Source organism: Rhizobium sp. NFR07 (genome assembly GCF_900111905.1).
In the GTDB taxonomy this organism is placed as follows: Bacteria; Pseudomonadota; Alphaproteobacteria; order Rhizobiales; family Rhizobiaceae; genus Neorhizobium.
This window is the reverse complement of sequence record NZ_FOKM01000003.1, coordinates 452920-475258: the sequence shown is the minus strand read 5'-3', so window position 1 is coordinate 475258 and position 22339 is coordinate 452920. Positions and strand designations below refer to the sequence as shown.

The window sequence follows — 22339 nt, the reverse complement described above, 5'->3', positions numbered from 1 at the left end:
TTGCTCAGGCGTTGCAAATTGCGCGTTAACCATTTGTTTGCCTAGAAAATTTAGACTGCGTTAATGAACGCGGATCTTGGGCACCACCGCGATCAGAGGTGGATGGACTATGGATGCGCTGACCAATGCCGAGATGCGGGACGACGCGGCGCTCGGCGATGATTCCTCTATGCTGCGCCGGTTTCGATCGATCGTCCTCGCGGGCGCTTTCTTCGCCTGCGTCGGCGGTGCGCTTCCGGTCGCGCTTTCCCCACTCTTCAACACGCAGTTTCGCAGCGAAACCCAGCTGACCGTCCAGGGCGTCAGCCAGAACGCGATCCTCGCCGGAATCAGGGCGACGCAGTCGCGCCAGACCGCCGACAACATCATCCGCGCGCTCGATCTCGGCCAAGCGGAAGGCTTTGCCGTAAACACCCCGACGATCATCCGGATCGCTTCCGAAGTATGGTCCGGCCGGGAGACGACCGTCGCCGAGGCGGAACAGGCGCTTCGCCAACGCCTCCTCGATGCGCTTTCCTTCACCTATGACGCACCCGGTCAGCGGTTGATCATCGCGGCTACCGCAGCGGATGCAGAAGGCGCGGCTTCGATTGCCGAACGCACCGCGGAAGAGTTCCGCCATGCGATCCTCGCGACCGCCGGCACATCCGTATCTCCCCAGGTCGAAGCATTGCGCAAGACGGCGGGTAGGGCGGATGCCGCGCTTTCAGGCTTTACCGGCAAGCTCGATGCCGCGACCCTGGCCAAAATGCAGCAGCTTCGCCAAGAGGGCGATGCACGGGATATCGAGATCACTGCCGTCGGCGAGCAGCTTGCCGATCTGCAGAAAAAGGAAAAGACGGCCGCGGCGATGACGGTCGCCGACGTGCTTTCCAAGCCGCTGCCGGACAGCCTGGAGTTCACGGGCCTCGAATACCAGCGCCAGCGCTACGTCCAGGCAGAGGTCGAGCTCGAGCAACTGTCGGTGCAGCTTGGCCCGAAGCATCCCAAGCACATAGCCGCCCAGGCGGTGGTCGATGACGCCAAGCGGGATATCAAGCAAGCTCTGCAGCAGCTTACCGAATCGCTCTCCGGTCAGGCCGCGTCGGCGGCGAAATCGCTCGATGGGCTGAAGGCGCAGAAGGCAGCCGCATCATCCGACCCCAAGCTGACCGAAGCCGCGACGCAGCTTGCAGTGCTCGAAGGTGCGGCCGAGGAAGCGCGGCGAAACCTTGCCGAGGCCGAGGGAAATACCTCTGTTGCAAGGCCCGTGAGCCTGCCGCGGACGACCGTGATCGTGCCCGCGTCCGAGGCCTCCGCCAGGCGGCTCGGGCCTGACCTTGTGACGCTGATCGTCGGTGGCGCGGCGGCCGGCGGACTGGCCGGCATGGCCATTGTCGAGCTATGGCGCCGGCGGCAGGCACGGCTTGCCGAAGAGGTTGCACAGGATACCTACGAACTCGACGCCGACTTCGATGCGTTTGACGACCGCGCCGATCCGATCACCGAGCCGCAACTTGTCCTCGCCGAAGAGGATCAGGTCGTCGACCTGCCGCGGGCGCTTGAAGACGAACTCCCGGTCCACGGGGAACTCGTGGACGAGCCGCTGCATGACGAGGCGGCAAACGACGTGGCCTTCGGCGATCGCATTCGGGCGCTGCTGGAGAACAACCGTCTTCGGCCCGACGAGGCGGATCTTCCGCCTCTCGTCGCATCCGCCGTCGAGCAGTCGCAGGAACGTCATGCCGAAGAGGTTGAAGACCGGGCATACTGGCTCGGCGATCTGGCGGAGGGCAACTTTGCCAGCGAGGAGGAAGAGCTCGCCGCTCTCCAGCACAAGCTCGAAGAACTGCGCGAACTCGTCGCACTTCACGAAGCCCGTCAGCGCAAGGCCAACGGCTGATCGCGCCGCTGGCTGCAGGTGACAAACCTCTTGCTTTTGCCTGATCTGGACAGCATAGGGCGTTGATGGGCAAACGGCCTGGAGGCCGTTGCATAGGATGGCGCTGATCTAGCGAGGAGTTCATCGTGGCATTTGTGATTGATGGCAAGGAAGCCGCCGCTTCCGTCATTTCCGCAGTAACCGAAGCATCCGCATCGCTGGAAGCCAAGGCCGGGATCAAGCCGGGCTTGGCGGTCGTCATCGTCGGCAACGACCCGGCAAGCCATGCCTATGTCAATTCCAAGAGCAAGATGGCCAAGCAATGCGGCTTCAACTCCATCCAGCACACGCTGCCGGAAGACACGACGCAGGGCGAGCTGCAGGCCCTTGTCGATACGCTGAACGCCGATCCCTCGGTCCATGGCATCCTTGTCCAATTGCCGCTGCCGAAGCATTTTGATTCCGACGCGATCATCCAGTCGATCCTGCCGGAAAAGGATGTCGACGGTCTCAACATCGCCAATGCCGGCAAGATCGCCACCGGCGACCTCTTGACCGGTCTCATCTCCTGCACCCCGGCCGGTGCCATGCTCTTGGTCAAGCGGGTCCACGGCGAGGACCTCTCGGGTCTAAACGCGGTCGTCATCGGCCGCTCGAACCTGTTTGGCAAGCCGATGGGCCTGCTGCTTCTCGCCGCAAACGCCACCGTCACCATGGCCCATTCGCGCACAAGGGATCTCGCATCCGTCTGCGCCAATGCCGATATTCTCGTCGCGGCCGTCGGCCGCGCGGAAATGGTCAGGCGAGACTGGGTGAAGCCCGGTGCAACCGTCATCGATGTCGGCATCAACCGCGTGCCCGCACCTGAAAAGGGCGAGGGCAAGACCAAGCTCGTCGGCGATGTCGCCTTTGCCGAAGCTTCCGAGGTTGCAGCCTCCATCACGCCCGTCCCCGGCGGCGTCGGCCCCATGACGATCGCCATGCTGATGGCCAATACCGTCATCGCCGCTCACCGCGTAGCAGGTCTTGGCGCGCCAAAATTCTGAAGCATTCCCGCGGGAACACCGGTGGTGGCATCGGGCACTGGTTGTGCGATGCAGCGCAAATATTAGCCCTTGAAACCTCCGCAACTGCCTTAAATCACTATCCGGACTGTCGTGTTCCAACTGCACGGCAATCACTCAGGTCGCAGACACGATCTCTGATGGGAGGATAGCTTGATGAGAACTTCAGTTTGGGTCGGTGCTACCGCGCTGGCCGCCTTGATCGCAGGTGCTGCCCACGCGCAGGAGCTGAAGTTCCCTCCCGGCGAAGACGCCAAATTCAACTGGAAGAGCTACGAGGATTTCAAGGCCGCCCATGCCGACCTGAAGGGCCAGAGCCTGACACTGTTCGGCCCCTGGCGCGGCGAGGACGAAGTCCTGTTCAACAGCGTGCTCGCCTATTTCAATGCCGCGACCGGCGCCAATGGCAAATATTCCTCGTCGGAAAACTACGAACAGCAGATCGTCATCGACACCCAGGCGGGGTCGCCGCCAAACATTGCGATCATGCCGCAGCCGGGTCTTCTGGCCGACCTCGCGCCCAAGGGCTTCCTGACGCCGCTCGGCAAGGAAACGGAGGATTGGGTCAAGACCAATTACGGTTCCGGCGAGGACTGGGTGAAATACGGCACCTATAAAGGCAAGGACGGCCAGCAGGGTTATTTCGGCTTCCCGTTCAAGGCTGACCTGAAATCGATCGTCTGGTACGTGCCCGAGAATTTCGAGGAGGCCGGCTACGAGGTTCCGAAGACGATGGAGGAACTTCTCGAGCTCTCCGATCAGATCGTCGAGGATGGCGGCGTGCCGTGGTGCATCGGCCTTGCCTCGGGCGGCGCCACCGGCTGGCCGGCGACCGACTGGGTGGAGGACATGATGCTCCGCACCCAGACGCCGGAAACCTATGACAAGTGGGTATCGAACGAGGTGAAGTTCAACGATCCGGCCGTCGTCGGCGCGATCGAGGAATTCGGCAAGTTCGCCAAGAACGACAAATACGTCGCCGGCGGCGTGCCGGCCGTCGCCTCGACCGATTTCCGTGACAGCCCGAAGGGGCTCTTCGACATTCCGCCGAAATGCTACATGCACCATCAGGCGTCCTTCGTTCCGTCCTTCTTCCCGCCGGACAAGGAACTCGGCGTCGATGCCGACTTCTTCTATCTGCCGACCTATGCCTCGAAGCCCGAGCTTGGCACACCGGTGCTCGGCGCCGGCACGATGTTCACCATCACGAAGGATTCGCCTGCCGCACAGGCCTTCATCGAATTCCTGAAGACGCCGATCGCCCATGAAGTCTGGATGGCGCAGGCCTCGTTCCTGACGCCTTACAAGGGTGTCAATCTGGACGCCTACGCCAACGACGTCCTGAAGAAGCAGGGCGAGCTTTTGACCAACGCCACGACCTTCCGTTTCGACGCCTCCGACCTGATGCCCGGCAAGATCGGTGCCGGCGCCTTCTGGACCGGCATGATCGACTATGTCGGCGGCAAGGATGCGCAGGCATCGGCCGACGAGATCCAGAAGGCCTGGGATGGGTTGAAGTAAGAGGGGCCCGGGCTCGCTGACCAATCGCCCGTAGCAATACCCCCCCCCTCTGGCCTGCCGGCCATCTCCCCCACACCGGGGAGAAGATCCGCGGCAACCGCTCGTCTCAATTGAGTTTCGGCGGTGCTGCTGGGTTAAGCCCTCCCCCTTGTGGGGAGGGTTTGGGGGGGGGGACTTTCTTGGACGGCCATCCGGGCGCGCGGATAAGCGTCGCAAGACCGCAAGAACAACAAGGGGAGGAAGCATGGCATCGCAGATTATAACGGCCTTCGGGGCGGTCATTGCCGGCGTCTTTGCCTGCGCGCTGTATTACTGGCTGTCCGACAAGCTGCTGCAGGTCGCCTTTCCCGTCCGCGTCGGCGATCCCCGCCGCGCCTCTTCCAATCTCAGGGCCCATGCGGTCATCCGGCCGTGGCTCTTCCTCGGTCCGGCACTTCTCCTGTTGCTCGTCTATCTCGTCTATCCGGTCATCTCGACCTTCATCCTCTCCTTCTACGACCGCTCGGGCGGCAATTTCGTCGGCCTCGCCAACTACCGCTGGGCAATCGGCGACGAGCAGTTCCGCCAGTCGATCTTCAACAACATCCTCTGGCTCGCGGTCGTGCCGGCCGCCTGCACCTTCCTTGGCCTCGTCATCGCGGTGCTGACCGACCGCATCTGGTGGGGCAATATCGCAAAGAGCCTTGTCTTCATGCCGATGGCGATCTCCTTCGTCGGCGCCTCGGTCATCTGGAAGTTCATCTACGAGTTCCGTGGAGGCGAGGAGGCGCAGATCGGGCTTCTCAACGCCGTCGTGCAGTTCTTTGGCGGCGATCCGCAGGTCTGGATCGCGCTGCCCTTCTGGAACAACTTCTTCCTCATGGCGATCCTCATCTGGATCCAGACCGGCTTTGCCATGGTCATCCTATCGGCAGCTTTGCGCGGCATCCCGGAAGAGACGATCGAGGCGGCGGTGATCGACGGCGCCAACGGCTGGCAGATTTTCTGGAAGATCATGGTGCCGCAGATCTGGGGCACGATCGCCGTCGTCTGGACGACGATCACCATTCTCGTCCTCAAGGTCTTCGACATCGTGCTGACCATGACTAACGGCCAGTGGAACTCGATGGTGCTGGCCAATCTGATGTTCGACTGGATGTTCCGCGGCGGCGGCGATTCCGGCCGCAGCGCCGTCATCGCACTCGTCATCATGGCGGCGGTCACACCGATCATGATCTGGAACATAAGGCAGGCCAGCGAAGACCGGGGAGGGCACTGACATGAGCGCCGTCGCAAGCCTCCGCCGCATCGGCCTTCCGCGCCTGATCGTCCACGTCTCCGTCCTGCTGATCTGTATCCTCTGGATGATCCCGACTATCGGCATCTTCGTTACCTCCTTCCGCGAAGCGGGGCAGATTGCCTCGTCCGGCTGGTGGACGGCCTTCACCGGCGCTGCCGAAACCAGCGCGGCACGCCTGGGCGATCCGTCGACGGCGCGGCAGGATGGTCCGAACTACGTGATCTCGGGCTCCGTCTTCGACGACCAGGGCGCAGGGCCTAACGGCAGCGTGCAGGCTTACGGAACACGCGTCGCCGCTCCGACGGAATTCGCCGCTGGGGAGGAAGCCGACCTCGGCGATGGCGAAAAGCTCATCGTCAACGACGACGGCAGCTATACCTACACGAAGAATGGACCCTTCGACGACAAGCGCGGCAAACGCGTCTATCTTTCGGTCACCCAGCCGCCGTCCTTCACGCTCGACAATTACCGCACGGTGCTGACCGCGCAGGGCATCGGCCAATCCTTCGTCAATTCGCTGACGGTCGCAATCCCGGCCACCATCATCCCGATCCTGATTTCGGCCTTTGCCGCCTACGCGCTATCGTGGATGCATTTTCCCGGCCGCACGATCATCATCGCGGTCGTCGTCGGCCTTATCGTCGTGCCGCTGCAGATGTCGCTCATCCCGCTCCTGACGATGTACAACAATATCGGCGCCTTCTTCGGCGTGCCGTCGCGCAGCTATGTGGGCATCTGGCTTGCCCATGCCGCCTTCGGCATGCCGCTCGCCATCTATCTCCTGCGCAACTATATCGCCGGCCTGCCCAAGGAAGTGATCGAATCCGCCCGCGTCGACGGCGCCAGCGATTTCGAGATCTTCGTCAAGATCGTGCTGCCCCTGTCCTTCCCGGCGCTCGCCTCGTTTGCCATCTTCCAGTTTCTCTGGACATGGAACGACCTTCTCGTCGCCATGGTCCTTCTCGGCACCGGCAAGGATCAGCTGGTGCTGACGGGCGCGCTCAATGCATTGCTGGGGTCGATGGGCGGAAAATGGGAAATCCTGACGGCTTCGGCCTTCATCTCCATCCTCGTCCCCATTATCGTCTTTTTTGCCCTGCAGCGGTACCTCGTCCGCGGCCTCCTTGCCGGTTCGGTCAAGGGTGGCTGAGCGGGCAGGCGGTCAATTCCTATAATCCTCTCAAGACAGGTAGCGAATGAGCATTGTGACTGAAGGCTCCGTCGAGCCCGACAAGGACTGGTGGCGCGGCGCCGTCATCTATCAGATCTATCCCCGTTCCTTTCAGGATTCGAATGGCGACGGGATCGGCGACCTGAAGGGCATCACCGCCCGCCTGCCGCATATCTCGGCGCTCGGCGCCGATGCGGTCTGGATCTCTCCCTTTTTCCCATCCCCGATGAAGGACTTCGGCTATGACGTCCAGAACTATACCGACGTCGATCCGATGTTCGGCACGCTGTCGGATTTCGACGGCCTGATTGCGGAAGCCCATCGCCTCGGCATCAAGGTGATGATCGACCTCGTCATGTCCCATTCGTCCGACCAGCATCCGTGGTTTATCGAGAGCCGGTCGAGCCGTTTCAATCCCAAGGCCGACTGGTATGTCTGGAGCGACGCCAAGCCGGACGGCACGCCGCCCAACAACTGGCTGTCGATCTTCGGCGGGTCCGCCTGGCACTGGGATCCGACGCGCATGCAATATTACATGCACAACTTCCTGACCTCGCAGCCGGACCTGAACCTTCACAATGCGGAAGTGCAGGACGCGCTGCTCGACATGACCCGTTTCTGGCTAAAGCGCGGCGTCGACGGTTTCCGCCTCGACACGATCAACTTCTACTTCCACGACAGGGACCTGCGCGACAATCCGGCGCTTGATCCCTCGCGGCGCAATGCCTCCACGGCACCTGCGGTCAATCCCTATAATTTCCAGGAGCATCTCTACGACAAGAACCGGCCGGAGAACCTGGAATTCCTCAAGCGTTTTCGCGCCGTGCTGAACGAATTCCCGGCGATCGCCGCCGTCGGCGAGGTGGGCGACAGCCAGCGAGGTCTCGAAATCGTCGGTGAGTATACGTCCGGCGACGACAAGATGCAGATGTGCTACGCCTTCGAGTTCCTGGCGCCCGATCCGCTGACGCCGTCGAGGGTAGCAGAGGTCCAGACCGCATTTTCTGCCGCCGCACCCGAGGGCTGGGCTTGCTGGGCCTTCTCCAACCACGACGTCGTGCGCCACGTGACCCGGTGGGGCCAGGAGGTGCTGGACCGCGATACATTCGCCAAGATGGCCTCCGCGATCCTGCTGACCCAGCGAGGTTCCGTCTGCCTCTACCAGGGCGAGGAACTTGGCCTGACCGAGGCGGATATCGCCTATGCCGACCTGCAGGATCCCTATGGCATCCAGTTCTGGCCGGAATTCAAGGGCCGCGACGGCTGCCGCACGCCGATGGCTTGGGATGCCCAGGCGCTGCAGGCGGGCTTTTCGACCGCCGAACGCACCTGGCTGCCGATCCCGGTCGAGCATCAGTTGCACGCCGTCAGCGCCCAATATGGCGATCCGTCTTCCGTGCTGGAGCAGTACCGGCGGTTCCTCGCATTCCGCAAGACGCATCCGGCGCTTGCCAAAGGCGACATCGCCTTCCTGCCGACGGAGGAGCCTCTGCTGGCCTATACCCGCAGCCACGGCAACGAGACGGTCCTTTGCCTTTTCAACATGAGCCCTAATTCCCTCAAAGGCACGTTGCCGATCGGTGATTGGGAGGTCCTGACCGGCCATGGCTTCGACGCTTCGCTCGAAGGGCGGGATGTCGAGCTGCAGCCTTGGGGCGCATTCTTCGCCCGCCGCGTCTGATGAGGTGACGGTCTAACGAAAAGGATAAGGGGAGGGACAGGCCATGACAGGTGTTACGCTTAAGGAAATCCGCAAGTCCTATGGCCAGGTGAAGGTGCTTCACGGCATTGACCTGGACATAAAACAGGGCGAGTTCGTCGTTTTCGTTGGCCCCTCCGGCTGCGGAAAATCGACGCTTCTCAGGATGATTGCGGGCCTCGAGAGCATCACCGCCGGCGAAATGTCGATCGACGGGGCCGTCGTCAACGACGTCCCGCCGTCGCGGCGCGGCATCGCCATGGTCTTCCAGTCCTACGCGCTTTATCCGCACATGACAGTCTACGACAACATGGCTTTCGGCATGAAGATCGCCAGGGAAAGCAAGGACGAGATCGATCGCCGCGTCCGCGCGGCGGCCGATGTCCTGCAGCTCACGCCCTATCTCGATCGCCTGCCCAAGGCGCTTTCCGGCGGCCAGCGCCAGCGTGTCGCGATCGGCCGTGCCATCTGCCGTAACCCGAAGGTCTTTCTCTTCGACGAGCCTCTCTCGAACCTTGATGCGGCGCTGCGCGTGGCGACCCGTATCGAGATCGCCAAGCTCAAGGAGAAAATGGCCGACACGACGATGATCTACGTCACCCACGACCAGGTGGAGGCAATGACGCTCGCCGACCGCATCGTGGTTCTTTCCGCCGGCAAGATCGAGCAGGTCGGAGCGCCGCTGGAGCTTTACGAGCGGCCCGCCAACCTCTTCGTTGCCCGCTTCATCGGCTCGCCGGCGATGAATATCCTGCCGGTCACCATTGCTGAGCCTGGGGCGAGAACGACCCTGTCACTGAAAGGCAATCGATCCGCCGGCGTGCCGATCGAGGTGCCGGCTTCGGACAAGGGCAAGGCCGCAAGCCTTGGCGTCCGGCCGGAGGATCTGACGGTCTCGACGGGCGAAGACTATCTGATCGAAGGCCGCATCCTGCTGGTCGAGGCACTTGGCGAAGTGACCCTGCTTTATCTGGAAGGGCCGTCCGCCGATGAGCCGATCATCGCCAAGCTGCAGGGCACGTCGGATATCGCCAAGGGCGATATCGTCCGCCTGAGCGCGGATCCCGCCAGGCTGCATCTTTTCGGCGATAACGGGCGCTCCTACCGTCGGTAAGCCTGTGGATAACGGCAAGCAACGGCGCGGAAAAACCAAGGTTTACGAGCCAGTGGCTAACATACGCCAACGCATTCTTAAACTTCCGCGCCTAGTCTCTTTTCATTGAAACAGGAGAACGGGTCGTGGGTGCCGCGCCAGCTGGTAGAAATCACTTTTTGAACAAGGAAGAGTCTTTCATGTACGACCGCGAGCAGCGGTTCAAGATGGAAGACACCATGAATGCCGGCCGCATCGAATACACCGAAAAAGCGATCCTCAACATGGCGCAGCGTCGCTGCGACGTGCTGCGGATCTCCCTGAGCGAGGCCGTGCTCGGTCTGCTGACCCAGTACAATCTCCCCGAACAGTTCTATCTCGACATTCCGGATGCCCGCATCTCGAAGGTTGGTTGCCTGCTGATGCGGGTCAACACCAACAACACGATCAACGTCCGCTTCCTGCGCCTGCTGACGCAGAAGGAACTTGATCGCATCTTCGTCTTCTCGACCCATCCGGCCCATCGCGACCGTAAGCTCGACATCCGCAGCTGGTAACGCTGCCGCGTCCTAGACCGACAATATATTGAGGAGGCCCGGCTCGATCTGCCGGGCCTCTTTCGTTTCGCCATTGGCGATCCAGAGCGGATTGCCGATGAGCTCGACCTGCCCTTGCGAAACGACCAGCCCATCGCCGTCATTGCAGGCGATGATCGGCCTCAGTGTATGCCTGCTGTAGCGAACGAGGTCCGGCAGAAAATTCGGCTTGCCGTTCAGATGCGGAAAGAATTCGAATGGCAGCAGGTTCAGCGCCTCTCCATCCACGACATCCTCGGGCTTCCCATCGGAAAACAGGGCATCGACCGCGATCGTCGGCGTCATCAGGATGGCACCTGCGCTAGTGCCGATCAGCACGCCGCCTCGGGTCGCCCATTCCTTAAGTGGCCCAACCATGCCGGCGCGCTTGAGCCGCGCCAGGAAGCCGCCCGTATGGCCGCCGGAGAGATGGATCGCATCGCAGGCAAACAGCGCATCCATATCGGATACATCGGGTTCTGCATCGAGATCGTGAAACAGGGAGAGGTCGAGCCCGATGCGGCGATAATAGGCTTGTCGTTCGGTGAAGAAGCGACGCGAGGGGTCCGGGCCGGACGCAACATAGCCGATGTGATTGCCAACGCCCTGCGACTGCAGCAGCGCAATCAGCCTGGCATCGATCGCCGAGTTCTCGGGAATGATCTGGTCGCTGTAAAGCGCGAGGTTGACCATTCCCGATCCCCGAAGAGTTTTGCCCTATGCAAACACGCTGGCACCCTGATCGGCGCGGCCGACATTGCGGCGGAAGGCGGCGAACAGTTCGCGGCCCATGCCGAATTCGTTGTCGGAAAGATCGGCCACGACAGGCGGACGCGCGTCGAATTCCGCCGCGTCGACCAGCACTTCCAGCGTGCCGGCCACCGCATCGAGGCGGATCATGTCGCCATCGCGGATCTTGGCGATTGCGCCGCCGTCGCAGGCTTCGGGTGTCACATGGATTGCCGCCGGCACCTTGCCGGATGCGCCGGACATGCGGCCGTCGGTGACGAGAGCCACCTTGAAGCCGCGGTCCTGCAGCACGCCGAGCGGCGGGGTCAACCGGTGAAGCTCCGGCATGCCGTTCGCCTTCGGGCCCTGGAAACGTACGACGGCGATGAAGTCGCGGTTCAGGTCGCCGCGCTTGAAGGCGTCCTGCATTTCCTGCTGGCCGTGGAAGACCAGCGCCGGTGCCTCGACGACATGCCGCTCCGCCTTGACCGCCGAGATCTTGATCACGCCGCGACCGACATTGCCGGTCAGCATTTTCAGTCCACCGGTCTTCTGGAACGGCGCGTCGATGGTCGACAGAACCTTCGGGTCGCCGCTGGCATCCGGCACCGTCTCGCGACAGATCTGGCCGTCTTCGCCGAGTTTCGCTTCCACGGTGTAGGCTTCCAGCCCTTGGCCGAACACTGTCTTCACATCGTCATGCAGCAGGCCCTGGCGCAGCAGCTGCTTGATCAGGAAGCCCATACCGCCCGCCGCGTGGAAATGGTTCACGTCGGCAAGCCCGTTCGGGTAGACGCGGGCGAGTAGCGGAATGGCATCCGAAAGCTCGGAAATATCCTGCCAGGTCAGACAGATGCCGGCAGCGCGTGCCATGGCGACGAGATGCAGCGTATGATTGGTCGAACCGCCGGTCGCATGCAGGCCGATGACGCCGTTGACGATCGAGCGCTCGTCGATCATCTCGCCGGCAGGCGTGAATTCGTTGCCGAGAGCGGTGATCGCCAGCGCCCGCTTGGCGGCTTCGCGGGTCAATGCATCGCGCAGCGGCGTGCCGGGATTGACGAAGGAGGCGCCGGGCAGGTGAAAGCCCATGATCTCCATCAGCATCTGGTTGGAATTGGCGGTGCCGTAGAAGGTGCAGGTGCCCGGCCCGTGATAGGACTTGGATTCCGCTTCCAGCAGTTCGGCACGGCCGACCTTGCCTTCCGCATAGAGCTGGCGGATGCGCGACTTCTCGTCATTCGGCAGGCCCGACGTCATCGGACCGGCCGGAATGAACACGGCCGGCAGGTGGCCGAAGGAGAGAGCGGCGATGACGAGGCCCGGCACGATCTTGTCACAGATGCCGAGATAGACCGACGCATCGAACATGTTGTGCGACAGGCCTATGCCGGCCGCCATGGCGATTGCGTCGCGCGAGAAGAGCGACAGCTCCATGCCCGGCTGGCCCTGGGTGACGCCGTCGCACATGGCAGGCACCGCGCCGGCGACCTGGGCAATGCCGCCCGCCTCGCGCGCTGCGTCACGGATCAGTGCCGGATAGGTCTCGTAGGGCTGGTGCGCCGAGAGCATGTCGTTATAGGCGGTGATGATGCCGAGGTTCGGAACGACATCTCCCGCGAGCGCCTCCTTCTCGGCGGGGGAACAGACTGCGAAGCCATGGGCGAGGTTGCCGCAGGATAGCGTGGCGCGATGCGGGCCCCGGGCGACGGCCTTGCGCACGCGGTCGAGATAGGGCTCGCGCTGCGGTTTGGACCGTTCGACGATCCTTGCAGTGATCGCCTCGATGCTGGAATGGGCCGCCATGGCTTTTGTCCTCTCTGATCGGTCCCGGCGAACGCGGGGCGCTCAATGGACGCAGAACGCCAATGGACGCGATGCTTACCGGGACTTGGCTAAGCTGTTTGGCCGGCTTCACCCGGCCTTTGCAGTATCCCGAAGATCGCACGCGACCTTCGGGATTTGCGATGCGTATTATGGTCGCGTCACGGCGCCCAGTAGATATCCACCGGGGAGGCGGCGCGATTGAGCATGGCCCGGATGGGCATTTCCGTTTCGTCCGATCCGGCCTTTGCCTTTTCCAGAACGGCCTTCTTCTCGTCCCCTTCGATATGAAGCGCCAGGAAGCGCGCATCGGAAAGGCTGGAGAAGGAGAAGGTCAGGCGTTCCTCGCCGGCGCCAGGCGCCTGCATCGTCAGAACGCCGTTGAGCCCCGTCGGATCGAGCGCTCGGTCGAGATTGTCGCCGTGCGGGAAGAAGGAGGCGGTATGCCCGTCTCCGCCCATGCCCAGAATGACGACGTCGAACGGCCGGTCGAGACCGGCAGTCTTCTCGGTCGCCTTCTTCGCGGCTTCCTCGATCGTGTCGGCATCGTAGTAGAGCGGCACGAAGGTCGCAGCCTCCGCCTGGTTTTTCAACAGATGCGTTGCGACAAGCAGATGGTTGGAGCGCGGATTGTCGGCCGGCACGAAACGCTCGTCAACCAGCGTCACCTTGACCTTGTCCCAGGCGAGTTCCTTGGTCGAAAGCTCCTCGAAGAAGCGCTTCGGGGTGGAGCCACCGGAAACCGCGATCGAGGCGGAATCCCGCGCATAGATCGCACCCGCCAGACGGCGCGCGACTTCATCGGCCAAAGCCGAAGCCAGTTCCGCGCCATCCTTGAATTCGTTCATCGTGAAGGTCATGGCCGATCAGCCCTCGTGCCAGGTGCGGCCGTCACGTTCGATCAGCGCGATGGCCTGGCTCGGACCCCAGGTGCCGGCGGTATAGCCCTGCACGTTCTGGCCGGATGCCTCCCAGCCCTTCAGGATAGGATCGACCCACTGCCATGCGGCCTCGACTTCGTCGCGGCGCATGAACAGCGTCTGGTTGGAACGGATCGTGTCCATCAGCAGGCGCTCGTAGGCATCGGGGCTTCTGACGTGGAAGGCTTCCGCAAAGCTCATGTCGAGCGAGACGTTGCGCAGGCGCATGCCGCCCGGACCGGGGTCCTTGATCATCAGCGACTGCTTGACGCCTTCGTCCGGCTGCAGCCGGATGATCAACTGGTTCTGGTTGATGCGGCCGGCGCTGGCATCGAAGATGTTGTGCGGGATCGGCTTGAAGGTGATGACGATTTCCGACATGCGGCTTGCAAGGCGCTTGCCGGTGCGGATGTAGAAGGGCACGCCCGCCCAGCGCCAGTTGCCGATCTCGGCCTTGATGGCGACGAAGGTCTCGGTGTTGGAGACGCCGCCTTCCAGCTCGTCGAGATAGCCCTTGACCGGACCGCCAGCGGATGCGCCGGCGCGATACTGTCCGCGCACCGTCATCTGCTCGCAATTGTCGGCATTGATAGGCTTCAGCGCGCGCAGCACCTTCAGCTTCTCGTCGCGCACGGCTTCCGAATCCATCGACGACGGGGTTTCCATCGCAACCAGGCAGACAAGCTGCATGATGTGGTTCTGCACCATGTCGCGCAGCGCGCCTGCGGTGTCGTAGTAGCCGGCACGGCCTTCAAGGCCGACAGCCTCCGAAACCGTGATCTGCACGTGGTCGATATAGTTGGCGTTCCACAGCGGCTCGTAGAGCGCATTGGCGAAACGCAGCGCCATCAGGTTCTGCACCGTCTCTTTGCCGAGATAGTGGTCGATGCGGTAGATCTGCTCTTCGGAGAAGACCTTGCCGATCGTGTTGTTGAGTTCCAGCGCCGAGGCAAGGTCACGGCCGATCGGCTTTTCGACGACGATGCGGGTCGACTTGGTGATCATCTTGTGATCGCGGATTTTTTCCGAGATCGCGCCGAAAATGCCCGGAGCAACGGCCAGATAGAAGACGCGGATATTGTCCTTGCCTTCGTCGAGCAGCTTCTTCAGGTCGGCCCAGCCGCCTTCCGACTTGGCGTCGACGGGAACGTAATAGATCCGCTCGCAGAACTTCTTGACCTGCTCTTCGTCGTATTCGCCCTTCTTCAGATGCTCTTTCAGGGCATCCTGCGCGAACTTGCGATACTCTTCATGGGAAAGCGCGCTACGCGACGCCCCGATGATGCGCGTCGGCTCCGTGAACTGGCCTTCGATCTGCCGGTGATACAGGGCCGGCAGCAGCTTGCGTTCCGCAAGGTCTCCCGTTCCGCCGAAGACTACACAATCGAATGGTTCCACTGGAATGATCTGGCTGCTCATCGCTCAACTTTCATCTTGGTGGTTGGTGTCTTAATCTAATCGATTTAAAAACGCTAGTCCGAAAAGGTGGACATCACATCCGGTCTCTCAGGGCAAACCAGGTCAGCGCTAGGAAAAGCAGTGGCTTGCGCATCATTTGACCTCCGGGAAAAGCTTTGATGTCGAGATCGGCGAGCGCGTCAAATTCGCTCGGCCTGCCTGCTACCATTTCAGCATAAAGTTTGCCGCAATAATTTGACAGCATGACGCCATGGCCGGAATAACCGCCGATCGAGGTGACGCCGGGCATGATCTGCCGCACGAACGGACGGCGCGGCAAGGTGATGCCGACATTGCCACCCCAGGCATGGGTGATTCGCACATTCTTCAGCGCCGGATAGGTTCCGACGATCTGCTGGCGGATCGCCTCTGCCGTGTCGCTCGGATTTTTTGAACTGTAGACCTCGCGGCCGCCGAACAACAGGCGGTTGTCTTTCGACTTGCGAAAATAGCGCACGACGAAGCGGCTGTCGCACACGGCCTCCATGCCGGGAATGACATGAGGAAATGCGTCGAGCGGTTCGGTCGCGGCGATGAAGGATCCGATCGGCATGACATGCGCGGAGGTGACCGGCTCGAGATCGCCGACATAGGCGTTGGTCGCGATCAGCAATCTGTCCGAAGTCAGCGTGCCGCGGGCGGTCTCGACCTTGATCTTGCCGCCCTCGCGGCGGATCGCGGTCGCCTTGGTATTCTCATGGATCATGGCGCCCGCGGCCTTCGCCACTTTCGCCAGCCCGACGAGCAGCTTGAGCGGATGGATATGCCCGGTGCCGGTGTCGCGCACGCCGCAGAAATAGTCCTTCGTGCCGACCCGTTTGGCCGTCTCGGCTGCGTCCATGAAGGTGAGATGCGGGTAGTAGTAGCGCTCAGCCGCGATCTCCGCATTGGCGCGGTAGTCGCGCTCGTATCCTGGTTTGTGCGACACGTTGAGCTGGCCCGGCATGTATTCCATGTCTATGCCGTGGACACTGGCAAAATCCATCAGGTGATGCTTGGCGTTTTCTGCCATGTCGAACAGCAGCTTGGAGCGCTCGTAGCCGAGTTCCTTCTCCGCATCCTCCGGCCACCAGCGCTGGCCGGTGCCCAGCTGACCGCCGTTCCGGCCGGATGCGCCGTCGCCGAACCTACTCGCTTCGATGAGCACCACGGAGACGCCCGCCTTGGCAAGATTGTAGGCCGCCTGCAGGCCGGTAAACCCGCCGCCGATAATCGTGACGTCCACCGCCTGCGACCCGTCGAGCTGCGGATAGGCAGGCCGGTCCGGAACCGTTGCCTGATACCAGGAGAGGCCCGGCGCGATTGGGCTCTGCCAGGTGTCGCCAACGGCCGTCTCACCGGCAAGTGTATTGCTCACACGATTGTCGGCCGGATATGTGTCCGTCATCGGGCGCGACCTCACACGTTGAGAAGCAGGAATTCACGCTCCCACGGGCTGATCACCTGCATGAATGTCTCGAATTCGCCGCGCTTGACGCCGGCATAGATGCCGATGAATTCCGGGCTGAAGACCTTGGTCAGCTCGGGCTCTTCCTCCAGCAGCGAGACCGCGTTCAACAGGTCGCGCGGCAGCGAAATCGCGCCTTCATTGGCGGTTTCGTCCGTCGGCGGCGTCGGGTCGATCTTGTTCATGATGCCGAGCAGGCCGCAGCCGAGCGATGCGGCAAGCGCAAGATACGGATTGGCATCCGAACTCGGCAGGCGGTTTTCCACGCGCCGCGCGGCGGGGTCCGAGACGGGCACGCGGAAGGCCGTCGTGCGGTTGTCGTAGCCCCAGGCGGTGTTCACCGGCGCAGCCATGTCCGGGGTCAGGCGGCGATAGGAATTCACATAGGGTGCCATCATCACCAGCGCCTTCGGAATGTAGGTCTGCATCCCGCCGATGAACTGGAAGAACTCCTTCGAAGGCTTGCCGTCCTTGTTGGAGAAGATGTTGGCGCCGGTCTCGATATCGACGACCGACTGGTGGATATGCATCGCCGATCCTGCCTGACCCTGCATCGGCTTGGCCATGAACGTGGCGTAGATGCCGTGCTTCAGTGCCGCCTCGCGGATCGTGCGCTTGAACATGAACACCTGGTCGGCAAGCTCGACCGGATCGCCGTGGCGCAGGTTGATCTCAAGCTGCGCCGGACCCTCTTCGTGGATCAGCGTATCGATCTCCAGCCCCTGCTTTTCGGAGAAGTGGTAGATGTCGTCGATCAGTTCGTCGAACTCGTTGATGCCGGCGATCGAGTAGCCCTGGCCGCCGAGGATGGAGCGGCCCGAACGGCCTTTGGGCGGATGCAGCGGATAGTCGGGGTCGTCGTTCTTGGCGACGAGATAGAATTCGATTTCCGGCGCCACTACCGGCTTCCAGCCGCGCTCCTTGTAGAGGTCGACGATATTCTTCAAAACGTTACGCGGTGTATAGGTTACCGCACCGCCTTCGGTGCTGACGATGTCGCAGATCACCTGTGCGGTCGGATCCGTCTCCCATGGCACCACCGACAGCGTCGAGAGGTCGGGCATCAGCTTCAGATCGCTGTCGCGCGGCTCATAGCGGAAATTGGCCGTCTCCTCCGGATATTCGCCGGAAATCGTGTGACGGTAGAGCGCCGAGGGCAAGGCGAGCGACGTGTTGGAGGTGAATTTTGACGACGGCATCATCTTGCCACGCGGTACGCCTGCAAGGTCGGGCGTGATGCATTCGATATCCTCGATCCCGCGGGCACGAAGCCACGCCGCCGCCTCCTGCCAATTGGACACGCCGCGAAGCGAGGTAAGCGTGGGCTGCTCGGTTGCAGCTTTGGCCACTGTGCCGGTTGCGAGTGGGGGAGCTGATTTCTTAGGCGGCATGACACACCGGGGTGGGGTTGATCGAATGTTCCCATCATAGTCAGGGATTGCCGAATGGCGAGGGGGGGCGAAGGATGAAACCTCCGGCAGGAGGATACGCCCAAGAGCACTCATCATTGACTTTGCGACAAGTATGGCGAAGAGCGAAGCTGACAACCGCCGAAGGCAAAGGAACGGATATTGGCGCGCAAATTCGATGTGGTGATACTGGGCGCTGGCGCCGCCGGCATGATGGCGGCAATTCGCGCCGGGCAGCGTGGCCGCTCCGTGCTGGTTCTGGATCATGCCAAGGCGCCGGGTGACAAGATCCGCATTTCCGGCGGCGGCCGCTGTAACTTCACCAATATCCATGCCGGCGCGAAGAATTACCTGTCGGCAAACCCGCATTTCGCCAAGTCGGCGCTTGCGCGTTACTCGGCGCAGGACTTCATTGATCTTGTCGATCGCCACGGAATCGCCTGGCATGAAAAGACGCTTGGACAGCTTTTCTGCGATGACAGCGCCAGGGACATCATCCGCATGCTGCTCGCCGAAATGGAAGCCGTCGGCGCGAAACTGGAACTGCAGACGGGCATCGCCTCGATCGAAAAATCTCTCGACGGCTTTCGTGTGACGACATCCCGCTCCGAAGTGGTCGAGGGGCGTTCCCTCGTCGTCGCCACCGGCGGCAAGTCGATCCCGAAAATGGGTGCGACCGGGCTTGCCTATGATATCGCAAGGCAGTTCGGGTTGAAGCTCGTCGAAACCCGCCCCGGCCTTGTGCCGCTGACACTCGATCCGAACCTCCTGGAAAAGCTCTCGCCGCTATCGGGCATCGCCGTCCCGGCCGAAATCCGCCATGGAAAGACGAGCTTTCGCGAGGCGCTATTGTTTACTCATCGGGGACTGAGCGGCCCGGCGATTCTGCAGATCTCTTCCTATTGGCGGGAAGGCGATGATGTAACTCTCGTGCTCGAGCCCGACATGCCTATTGCGGACCTGCTGAAGGCCGCGCGCAAATCGAACGGCCGCCAGGCGCCCCAGACGGCGCTTTCGGAAATACTTCCCAAACGGCTGGCACAATTCTTCGCGGAACAGCATCCCGCCGCCATCAAGCTCGCGGATTGTTCCGACAAGCTGCTCGACGCGATTGCCGCCTCCATTCAAAGCTGGAAGATCAGACCTGCCGGTTCGGAAGGCTATCGAACGTCGGAAGTAACGCTCGGCGGCATCGACACGGCAGATCTGGACTCGAAGACAATGCAGGCGAAGACCGTCCAAGGGCTATATTTCATCGGTGAATGCGTCGATGTCACGGGCTGGCTCGGCGGTTATAATTTCCAGTGGGCCTGGGCGTCGGGCCATGTCTGCGGCGAGAGTGTGTGACTTTTATTCAGCACTTCTTAATATAGCTGGCGGAAGTTGCCATATTGCCAGCAAATTTCCATGTTCAAACGCTGGCTTGGCTGTCACACTCAGCCCCATTATCGTCTGGGAGTTCGAATTCATGCCGAATGCTCGCCGTGCCCGCGCCATTGCAGTTGCCAAGGCGGAAGACCGCTCTAAAGTATATCGTTTCCGTCTACTTATGCTCGCGGCCGGGGCGACAGCAGCTGTTCTGGCATTGCCGGTTCTATTTGGCTGATTAGCTCAAAACATACATAGAGGCTAATATAATATATCGCGCAAGTATTTAATGCGCGGGTTGGTCGGGCGAGACTTCGCCTTATCTTTGATTTTTATCAAATTTAGCAAAAATTCATTCTTATAGGCGATTACTTGTCGGGAAATTTACTCTCGCAAGGGGTCTCCATGAAAAAGATCGTACCGTCATCGGTTGTCACGAAAATTGTATTCCTGTGTCTGCTTCTCATCGGAGTGGCTGTCTCAGCTGTATCGGGTCTGGCCTTCATGACGTTTCGAAAGGACATCATGGAGACGGCGGTCGACGATACGCACAAGTCCATCCGCACGATGGCCCTGATCTATGAGACCAGCCTCGCGGGCGCCAAGACTACGCTTGCCGAGGGCAAGCTTGCCAAGGTTGCGGCCGGGGAAGGCGCTCTGCAGGGGCACGATCTCGTGGACCGTACGGCCGGTTCGATCGGTGGCGTTGCCACCGTCTTCGAAAAGCAGGGCAGTGACTACGTCCGCATCTCTACCAACGTGAAGAACGAAAAGGGCGAACGCGCTATTGGCACCAAGCTTGCCGCTGAACATCCGGCCCAGGCAGCCCTTGCCAAAGGTACGGCTTATTATGGGCCTGCGGTCCTGTTCGGTCGAGATTTCATGACTGCCTATTATCCGATCGTGAATGCCGGCGGCGCCGTCAGCGGCGTGCTGTTCATCGGCATCCCGATGGAAGTCTACTTTGCCCATATCGCTTCGGCCGGCATGGCGGTCATGGTCTCCTCGCTGATCGCGCTGCTCGTTCTGGCCGCCGTCAGCTACTTCGTCATCCGTGGCATGGTCCGTCCGCTCGGGACCCTGACCGGTTCTGTCCGTGCGATCGCCGCCGGCGACAACAAGTCGGAAATCCCATACACGCAGCGCTCCGATGAGTTCGGCAACATTGCCCGCGCTCTTCAAGTCTTCCGTGACAACGCGCTGGAAAAGCTGCGCATCGAACATCAGAGCTCCATGGAGCGCGCTGAGGCCGAAGCCGAGCGCGAGCGCAACGACAGCGACAAGCGTATGGTCGACGGCCAGATCGACCAGGCCGTATCGGCTCTCGGTGCAGCTCTTTCGCGTCTCTCGCAGGGCGATCTGTCGGTCACGATCGATCATCCGTTCTCCGGCAAGCTCGAACCGCTCCGCACCGACTTCAACGGCTCGATCATCAAGCTGCGCGATACGCTGTCGCATATCCGCCAGAGCACGATGGCGATCCAGAAGAGCAGCGCCGATCTCAGCCATTCCTCGGCCGACCTGTCGCGCCGTACCGAAAGCCAGGCTGCATCGCTGGAAGAAACCGCGGCTGCCGTCGACGAGATCACCACGACGGTCCGTTCTTCGGCCGACCGTGCCCGTGAAGCCAATGAAGCTGTCTCACTGACGAAGAAGAACGCTGACAATTCCGGCGTGGTCGTCAAGAACGCCATCGACGCCATGGGCCGGATCGAAGACGCCTCGCAGAAGATCGAGCTGATCATCGAAGTTATCGACGACATCGCCTTCCAGACCAACCTGCTGGCGCTCAACGCCGGTATCGAGGCGGCACGCGCCGGTGAAGCCGGCAAGGGCTTCGCGGTCGTGGCTCAGGAAGTCCGCGAACTGGCGCAGCGCTCTGCCGATGCCGCCAAGGAGATCAAGGGCCTGATCAACCAGTCGACCAACGAAGTCGGCGCCGGTGCCTCGCTCGTCCAGCAGGCCGGCGAAGTTCTCGCCACGATCAGCAACGAGATCGTCGTCATCAGCCAGCATGTCGAAACGATCGCGACCGCAAGCCGCGACCAGTCCGCCGCCCTGCAGAACATCAATCAGTCCGTCAACCAGATGGACCAGATGACCCAGCAGAACGGCGCCATGGTGGCCGAAACCAGCGAGGCGAGCCGTCGTCTGGCCGACGAGACCGAAGCCCTGTTTGGCCTGCTGCAGCAGTTCCGCATCGATGCCTCGGCTGCCACTCAGTCTGGCCACCGCTACGACCGCGCTGCTTGATCGGCCGTGTTCCGGCAAGCGAATATTGAAACGTGAGAAAGGGCGGCTTTGGCCGCCCTTTCCTTTTGCATGATCTGTTCGGGGATGAAGACAAGGCTTGTCCGGTAGCCGGAGGGGCCGGCGCGGCCATGATCCCGGCTCTTCCTCTGGCCGGTGTTGGATCGTCCTGAGATTGGAAAGCCGTGCCTTTCGCGAGCAGGGCTCAATCGCTTACTGCAGCCGGTTGGTCATGACGATCGGCACCATCAGGTCGCCCCAGTGGCCGTCGCCGCCATGGTGCCGGGCCGTCCGCATCAGCTCGACCGAAATGCCCGCATCGACCGCCCGCATGACCGCGTGGTTCAGCCGGTGTAGATCGTTGGCGAGCGCTCTGATCGCCGCCTGCTGGTCCGATGTCATCGCCGTCGCCTGTTCTTCGGCCCGTTCCTTGACGTGGGTCTGGATGGGTGTCTGGATCGTCATGTCGTTTCTCCTCTCGTTGGATTGGGTGGTTTAGATCATTCCCTAACGTCGGTGCCCTCTCGGCGATAAAGGCCCCTCCGGCCTGCCGGCCATCTCCCCACAAGGGGGGCGAAAACTTGTGGCACCCGCTCGTCCTCGCCGCACGCAACGGCGGTGAGGCTGGGTTAAGCCCTCCCCCTTGTGGGGAGGGTTGGGAGGGGGCTTTT

General features: G+C 61.7%; 17 protein-coding genes. 10 read left to right on the top strand and 7 right to left on the bottom strand.

Annotated elements, in window-relative coordinates; translation table 11 throughout:
- The first annotated feature begins 109 nt into the window (after positions 1-109).
- The 8 genes from BM216_RS09200 to BM216_RS09165 all read left to right on the top strand — a co-directional run bounded on the left by BM216_RS09200 (position 110) and on the right by BM216_RS09165 (position 10245).
- The gene (locus tag BM216_RS09200) at positions 110-1882 is read left to right on the top strand and encodes a GumC domain-containing protein (protein WP_092998229.1); all 1773 of its coding nucleotides are present in this window, start codon (positions 110-112) and stop codon (positions 1880-1882) included.
- Positions 1883-2007: 125 nt separating this feature from the next.
- The gene (gene folD / locus BM216_RS09195; RefSeq protein ID WP_092998227.1) at positions 2008-2907 is read left to right on the top strand and encodes a bifunctional methylenetetrahydrofolate dehydrogenase/methenyltetrahydrofolate cyclohydrolase FolD; all 900 of its coding nucleotides are present in this window, start codon (positions 2008-2010) and stop codon (positions 2905-2907) included.
- Between the two features lie 174 nt (positions 2908-3081).
- Entirely contained in the window at positions 3082-4446 is a 1365-nt protein-coding gene (locus BM216_RS09190) for an ABC transporter substrate-binding protein (protein ID WP_092998225.1), read from the top strand.
- 244 nt (positions 4447-4690) lie between these two features.
- Positions 4691-5704, top strand: a complete 1014-nt coding sequence (locus BM216_RS09185; RefSeq protein ID WP_092998223.1) for a carbohydrate ABC transporter permease — start codon at positions 4691-4693, stop codon at positions 5702-5704.
- A 1-nt stretch (position 5705) separates the two neighbouring features.
- On the top strand, positions 5706-6875 hold the full coding sequence (locus BM216_RS09180; protein WP_092998221.1) for a carbohydrate ABC transporter permease: 1170 nt from the start codon (positions 5706-5708) through the stop codon (positions 6873-6875).
- 46 nt (positions 6876-6921) lie between these two features.
- On the top strand, positions 6922-8577 hold the full coding sequence (locus tag BM216_RS09175; protein WP_092998219.1) for a beta-galactosidase BglA: 1656 nt from the start codon (positions 6922-6924) through the stop codon (positions 8575-8577).
- 43 nt (positions 8578-8620) lie between these two features.
- Complete coding sequence (gene ugpC / locus BM216_RS09170) at positions 8621-9709, top strand: ABC transporter ATP-binding protein (protein WP_092998217.1); 1089 nt, start codon at positions 8621-8623, stop codon at positions 9707-9709.
- A gap of 179 nt (positions 9710-9888) precedes the next feature.
- Positions 9889-10245, top strand: coding sequence for a hypothetical protein (locus tag BM216_RS09165; protein ID WP_177230743.1), 357 nt, complete (start codon positions 9889-9891; stop codon positions 10243-10245).
- A gap of 12 nt (positions 10246-10257) precedes the next feature.
- Here BM216_RS09165 and BM216_RS09160 read toward each other — a convergent pair whose 3' ends face one another.
- The 6 genes from BM216_RS09160 to BM216_RS09135 all read right to left on the bottom strand — a co-directional run bounded on the left by BM216_RS09160 (position 10258) and on the right by BM216_RS09135 (position 18032).
- Positions 10258-10956, bottom strand: coding sequence for a Type 1 glutamine amidotransferase-like domain-containing protein (locus tag BM216_RS09160; RefSeq protein WP_092998213.1), 699 nt, complete (start codon positions 10954-10956; stop codon positions 10258-10260).
- Between the two features lie 24 nt (positions 10957-10980).
- Entirely contained in the window at positions 10981-12798 is a 1818-nt protein-coding gene (edd, locus tag BM216_RS09155) for a phosphogluconate dehydratase (RefSeq protein WP_092998211.1), read from the bottom strand.
- A gap of 179 nt (positions 12799-12977) precedes the next feature.
- Positions 12978-13676: a 6-phosphogluconolactonase gene (gene pgl, locus BM216_RS09150; protein WP_092998209.1), complete on the bottom strand. Its 699-nt coding sequence runs from the start codon at positions 13674-13676 to the stop codon at positions 12978-12980.
- A 6-nt stretch (positions 13677-13682) separates the two neighbouring features.
- The gene (gene zwf / locus BM216_RS09145) at positions 13683-15155 is read right to left on the bottom strand and encodes a glucose-6-phosphate dehydrogenase (protein ID WP_092998207.1); all 1473 of its coding nucleotides are present in this window, start codon (positions 15153-15155) and stop codon (positions 13683-13685) included.
- A 73-nt stretch (positions 15156-15228) separates the two neighbouring features.
- Positions 15229-16581: an NAD(P)/FAD-dependent oxidoreductase gene (locus BM216_RS09140; protein WP_092998205.1), complete on the bottom strand. Its 1353-nt coding sequence runs from the start codon at positions 16579-16581 to the stop codon at positions 15229-15231.
- Between the two features lie 11 nt (positions 16582-16592).
- Positions 16593-18032, bottom strand: a complete 1440-nt coding sequence (locus BM216_RS09135) for a glutamine synthetase family protein (RefSeq protein WP_092998203.1) — start codon at positions 18030-18032, stop codon at positions 16593-16595.
- A 180-nt stretch (positions 18033-18212) separates the two neighbouring features.
- Here BM216_RS09135 and BM216_RS09130 point away from each other — a divergent pair, with 180 nt between their 5' ends.
- Together BM216_RS09130 and BM216_RS09120 are read left to right on the top strand one after the other, a co-directional pair.
- Entirely contained in the window at positions 18213-19397 is a 1185-nt protein-coding gene (locus BM216_RS09130; RefSeq protein ID WP_092998201.1) for a BaiN/RdsA family NAD(P)/FAD-dependent oxidoreductase, read from the top strand.
- A 426-nt stretch (positions 19398-19823) separates the two neighbouring features.
- A complete protein-coding gene (locus BM216_RS09120; RefSeq protein ID WP_092998197.1) occupies positions 19824-21671 on the top strand; it encodes a methyl-accepting chemotaxis protein in 1848 nt (615 codons plus the stop codon).
- 210 nt (positions 21672-21881) lie between these two features.
- Here the strand turns inward: BM216_RS09120 and BM216_RS09115 are convergent, their stop codons facing one another.
- A complete protein-coding gene (locus tag BM216_RS09115; RefSeq protein ID WP_092998195.1) occupies positions 21882-22133 on the bottom strand; it encodes an SMc00767 family acetate metabolism repressor in 252 nt (83 codons plus the stop codon).
- Between the last annotated feature and the right edge of the window lie 206 nt (positions 22134-22339).

Bases quoted from the DNA above. Each gene is read 5' to 3' on its own strand.
- zwf (WP_092998207.1), bottom strand. From the start codon at position 15,155: ATGAGCAGCCAGATCATTCCAGTGGAACCATTCGATTGTGTAGTCTTC.
- BM216_RS09190 (WP_092998225.1), top strand. From the start codon at position 3,082: ATGAGAACTTCAGTTTGGGTCGGTGCTACCGCGCTGGCCGCCTTGATC.
- BM216_RS09200 (WP_092998229.1), top strand. From the start codon at position 110: ATGGATGCGCTGACCAATGCCGAGATGCGGGACGACGCGGCGCTCGGC.
- BM216_RS09115 (WP_092998195.1), bottom strand. From the start codon at position 22,133: ATGACGATCCAGACACCCATCCAGACCCACGTCAAGGAACGGGCCGAA.
- BM216_RS09180 (WP_092998221.1), top strand. From the start codon at position 5,706: ATGAGCGCCGTCGCAAGCCTCCGCCGCATCGGCCTTCCGCGCCTGATC.
- edd (WP_092998211.1), bottom strand. From the start codon at position 12,798: ATGGCGGCCCATTCCAGCATCGAGGCGATCACTGCAAGGATCGTCGAA.
- BM216_RS09120 (WP_092998197.1), top strand. From the start codon at position 19,824: ATGAAAAAGATCGTACCGTCATCGGTTGTCACGAAAATTGTATTCCTG.
- BM216_RS09135 (WP_092998203.1), bottom strand. From the start codon at position 18,032: ATGCCGCCTAAGAAATCAGCTCCCCCACTCGCAACCGGCACAGTGGCC.
- BM216_RS09140 (WP_092998205.1), bottom strand. From the start codon at position 16,581: ATGACGGACACATATCCGGCCGACAATCGTGTGAGCAATACACTTGCC.
- ugpC (WP_092998217.1), top strand. From the start codon at position 8,621: ATGACAGGTGTTACGCTTAAGGAAATCCGCAAGTCCTATGGCCAGGTG.
- pgl (WP_092998209.1), bottom strand. From the start codon at position 13,676: ATGACCTTCACGATGAACGAATTCAAGGATGGCGCGGAACTGGCTTCG.
- BM216_RS09160 (WP_092998213.1), bottom strand. From the start codon at position 10,956: ATGGTCAACCTCGCGCTTTACAGCGACCAGATCATTCCCGAGAACTCG.
- BM216_RS09185 (WP_092998223.1), top strand. From the start codon at position 4,691: ATGGCATCGCAGATTATAACGGCCTTCGGGGCGGTCATTGCCGGCGTC.
- BM216_RS09175 (WP_092998219.1), top strand. From the start codon at position 6,922: ATGAGCATTGTGACTGAAGGCTCCGTCGAGCCCGACAAGGACTGGTGG.
- BM216_RS09165 (WP_177230743.1), top strand. From the start codon at position 9,889: ATGTACGACCGCGAGCAGCGGTTCAAGATGGAAGACACCATGAATGCC.